Source organism: Sulfitobacter undariae (assembly GCF_014196805.1).
GTDB classification, from domain to species: Bacteria; Pseudomonadota; Alphaproteobacteria; order Rhodobacterales; family Rhodobacteraceae; genus Sulfitobacter; species Sulfitobacter undariae.
Genome location: NZ_JACIEI010000036.1, coordinates 1 through 4,076, shown reverse-complemented (window position 1 = coordinate 4,076; position 4,076 = coordinate 1). Strand labels below are relative to the sequence as shown.

Genomic DNA, 4,076 nt, shown 5'->3' with positions numbered 1-4,076 from the left:
TGACAAACACGATGGCCGCGACCTCGGAGAGAACCATGACCCCGAACGGACAGATCGCAATCCCGCTTGACAAGGCCGCAAACAGAGAACCGTTTTTGGCATGACTCCAAGGTCCGCTGTGCGGACTTTGCCGCCGTTTGCTTCGCAGCGAGTGCTCGCGCAGCATTCCCATGCGAACGCAGCACAGGACTTTCAGCGGTGCAGCAATTTGCACCAAACCTGCCATTGGATCGTGTAACGCCGGATGGAATCCAAAACGACATTTCGCTGCGGCTTGCCCCAACAATCAAGGCGGTGGGACTTTGCTCCCGTTGGCTACGGCTGCATGAATGGCTGCTTTAAAGGAAAAGAGGCATGGGATGCCTCTTGTGGCGTCCGGTGAAGATTGGAACCTAGGGAAAAGTTAAGTGATTGATATAGAATCAATTTGTTCAGGTTGTCCTAAATGAATTGGAGCCTATTTCGGGCAAGACTGGAACCCGCCATTTTGTAGTCAAATTCCATCTAAGATTTTATGCCGTTGACCAAGGTCCATATGAATAGCCCCTAGTTTCCTAGACACCTTCTTGGTTCACATTGCGCTGTCTGTTTTCGAAGTCGCACCATCTGCGCTTCTGTAAGCCAATAAAGATTGCTCATCTGTCCCCCAAATCATTGGGGTTCGTGAATCATGACACCAACCCAGCATCAAGTCGATTAATGGGTCCTGAACCTAGAAATCCCTCTTCGGAGGAGCTCGACGGCGCGCATCGCCACTTGCCTGCGTTCGGTCGTTGGGCCAGAGTGAACCGCTCCGCCAATCATACGCAACAGCAACACGATATCAGAGGGGGCAATGTCGGGGTCGACGCTCTTGTCTTGCTTTGCAATGGCCAGCGGTGTCTCAAATATCCCGACCAACTTTTTGTGACGGATCGCCAATTGGTCGCTGTCGATATCTGCCGCATCCCAAATGGCGTGGCTCACTTCATTTTCCACCACTTTGACGGCAGCCTCTGCCAGAAGGTCCCAAAAGTCATCAGAATGAAGGTCGAGTTCATCAAGAGCCTCATCGATAAGGGCTAGAAACAACGCTTGTCGATTTGGGAAGTTTCGATAAAGCGTGGCGCGGCCGACATTCGCGCGTTCGCGGACAAGTTCCAACGGAGCCGTGACACCAAATTCAGAAAATACAAGCTTAGCGGCGGCCAATAGGCGTTCGCGGTTTTTTTGCGCATCAGGGCGTTGTTTCATTGGGCGCGGGTGCTCCTATAATTCTAACGCAGATACGGACAAAAGTGTCCATTTGTCAATTGACAAATGGACACTTTTGTCCGTATTGGGCTGAGAGGAATGAGTACAACGTGATTTCCGTGAAAAAGCACAATGCCCAAGAGCGATGAGCGTTTAGAAAGCCTGAGACATGTCAAATGAGACCTCCCCACCCCCGTCAAACCCCAGCAAACCAGTAGCGCAGGATATGCCCACTGACACTGGGCCAGAAATTGCAGAACCCGAAAGCAAGAAACCGATTTTTCTAGTGCTGGCCATAGTCTTGGTTCTCTTGTCGGGGATCGTGACGTGGACTGTTGCCTCGGATCATTATGCACCGGGCAGTTCGCGGGGGATCGTTTCAGCCAGCGTTGTGCAAGTAGCACCACGCGTTTCCGGGCGGATTATTGCGATTGAAGTACATGACAATGCCATTCTGGACACGGGGGATGCGATGTTTCGCATTGATCCCAGACCGTTTGAATTGGCGGTAGAACGGGCGCAGGCGTCTTTGGCACAGGTGGTGCAGGGGGTTGATGCGTCAAGCGCGCAAATCGAGGCGGCCCAGGCCCAGATTGCCCAAGCGCGCGCCAATGCAGACACGGCCCGAACCAGCGCAGAACGCTCTGCCGCCCTTTTTGAACGGGGCATCGTTTCGGGTGCGGCGCGTGATCAGGCGCAGGCAAACCTTGCCGCCGCTGAGGCAGCACTGCATGCCGCTCAGGCCACTGCCGAAAGCGCGCGGTTACAGCTTGGAGCCGCCGGCGAGGGTAATCCACAAATTCGCGCCGCCGAACTCGCTTTGGAAGTGGCGGAATATGACTTGCTAAGCACAGTGGCGCGCGCGCCCGGCCCCGGCGTTGTGACCAATGTGCACTTGGGGCTGGGGCAGTTTGTTGGTACAGGGTCGCCGACCATGACTTTTATCGACGGCGAAGCAGTCTGGATCACGGCGGACTTGCGTGAAAACCAGCTTGTTAATGTGCAGCCAAATGATCGAGTTACGTTGGTGTTTGATGCGATACCAGGGCAGATTTTTGAAGGCCATGTTGAAAGCCTTGGCTGGGGGATAAATCCCGGTCGCTCTGAGGTTGGCGGCCTGCCGGTCAACACCCCAATCAGCCAGTGGTTTGAGCCAGCGCGCAAAATGCCGGTTCGGATTGTGCTTGAAGGAACCACTCATACTTGGCCGCGGCAAGCCCGTTTGGGGGGGAAGATAAATGTTCTCATTCACCCTGACGGTGGCACCCATTTTGTCACCCGCACAGCCGCATTTTTCCAGCGCATCGGCAGCTGGACCACCGCATTATACTAAGGCCCCGAGATGTATATAGCTCCCCGCCCTCGCTCTGCTGACGATCCTAATTTTCCTATTCGGCTCGGGCTGACGGTTGTTGCAGGGTTTTTGGCAATGGCTTGGCTACAGCCAACTTTGGCGCCGATCTGTGTCGCCTTGCCGATCGGGCTGATTGCGGGGCTGCGCAAGGCCTTTGATCCGGCGCGCGCGATTGGCGGGGCGGTGGCTTTTGCGGTGGTGGTCTGGCTGATGGCGGGGATCGTTGCCATCACACGCCATGTGCCCGCTGCGATGTTGTTGGTGATGTTCATGTTCTATTTTGTCGGCTTTTATTTCACCCGCAGAACTGGCAGCGCTTTTGGGATGCTCTTGCTGATTGCGGCCTCCCTGATGTCGATTGTCGGGATGAAAAATCCGGTGATGTTGAATATTTTTCGCGACGGTTTTCTTCTAGGCTGTGGTGTTGCGGCGGTCACAATTCCCACGCTTTACCTGCTGGTGCCTGCGAAAACGAAAGAAAAACACGTCGACGCCCCGCGGGCCGCGGCGGGGCATCATGGTGGTGGTGCCTTGATCCGTGCTGTGGTTTTAACCGGGCTGTGTTTCTGGCTATACGCAGTTTTGCCAGTCTCGGATATGATCCTAGCGATTGCGGCTGTCTTTCCACTAATTTTCCCGACTCAAGATGAGGCCTTTGCAGAAGCCGCCGAGCGGAGTTGGGCTACTTTGATAGGCGGGATTGTCGCGCTGGTTGTATTGGCACTATACGGGTTTTCGGCGCATTTCGAGGTTTTGCTGGTGTTGATGTTTACAGTCGGCTGGGGTTTTGGTGTTGCGATGATGCGCGGGCGGATGTCGGCGTCGGTCTACCAGTTTGGCCTGTCCGTTGCTGCGGTTTTGGTGGCAACGGCCCTGACAACAAGCAACCCTGAGGTCGCAATGGTCCAACGAGTGTTTTTGACCTTGATCGGAACGCTCGGCGCTTCAATCGCGGTTGCAGTGTTGGATTGGCTACTCTTGGCACCAGCATCCCATGAAGATGGCTATAGCCCCCACCCCGCGATCCAACGCAAGAAGTTCAATCGTGAATATGACATTTAGTCTGATTGGGGATGTTACTACTCAATTTTCGTGGGTTTCCGCTATGTTTGTATCTCGTGCTCTTCAATGTTGGGCAACTCTCTTAAGACCGCTGTATGGTGCAGCGTGAAATCAGGCACACGGCAATACCGCTACACAGAGTTTCAAGATCGGGAAGAAGGATTCTGGATCGATATTTAATCCACAAAGAAATTTGCCCTTAACCGGCCATTTGCACGTACTGCAGCAGATGGCAGCTTCCCGCCCACATCGCATTAAAGCCCCTCATGAGATGCGCACCTCGAGCGCAGTGGTTCAAGTGGTTTACCTCATGCGTGGCCGCCCCCATCCATTGAACGCGATCAAGGAACGGCTGGCGGCGGGCATGTCGGCAGATGAGATCGCTAAGGACCTGGGGATCGGAAGATCGACTGTGTATCGCTTCAAA

5 protein-coding genes are annotated in these 4,076 nt (G+C 54.4%); 3 read left to right on the top strand and 2 right to left on the bottom strand.

Annotation, left to right across the window (positions count from 1 at the left end; all coding sequences use genetic code 11):
• Both GGR95_RS18865 and GGR95_RS18695 read right to left on the bottom strand, forming a co-directional pair.
• On the bottom strand, positions 1-226 hold a 226-nt coding region (locus tag GGR95_RS18865; protein WP_221385036.1), incomplete at its 3' end, for a hypothetical protein.
• Between the two features lie 470 nt (positions 227-696).
• Complete coding sequence (locus GGR95_RS18695) at positions 697-1,233, bottom strand: TetR/AcrR family transcriptional regulator (RefSeq protein WP_184568382.1); 537 nt, start codon at positions 1,231-1,233, stop codon at positions 697-699.
• Positions 1,234-1,402: 169 nt separating this feature from the next.
• Between GGR95_RS18695 and GGR95_RS18690 the strand changes: the two genes are divergently transcribed.
• From GGR95_RS18690 to GGR95_RS19210, 3 genes are all read left to right on the top strand, one after another.
• Entirely contained in the window at positions 1,403-2,566 is a 1,164-nt protein-coding gene (locus GGR95_RS18690) for an HlyD family secretion protein (protein WP_246423456.1), read from the top strand.
• A gap of 9 nt (positions 2,567-2,575) precedes the next feature.
• Positions 2,576-3,649, top strand: a complete 1,074-nt coding sequence (locus tag GGR95_RS18685; RefSeq protein ID WP_184568381.1) for an FUSC family protein — start codon at positions 2,576-2,578, stop codon at positions 3,647-3,649.
• A 229-nt stretch (positions 3,650-3,878) separates the two neighbouring features.
• Positions 3,879-4,076, top strand: a 198-nt coding sequence (locus tag GGR95_RS19210) for a helix-turn-helix domain-containing protein (protein ID WP_221385038.1), incomplete at its 3' end; no start/stop codon positions are given.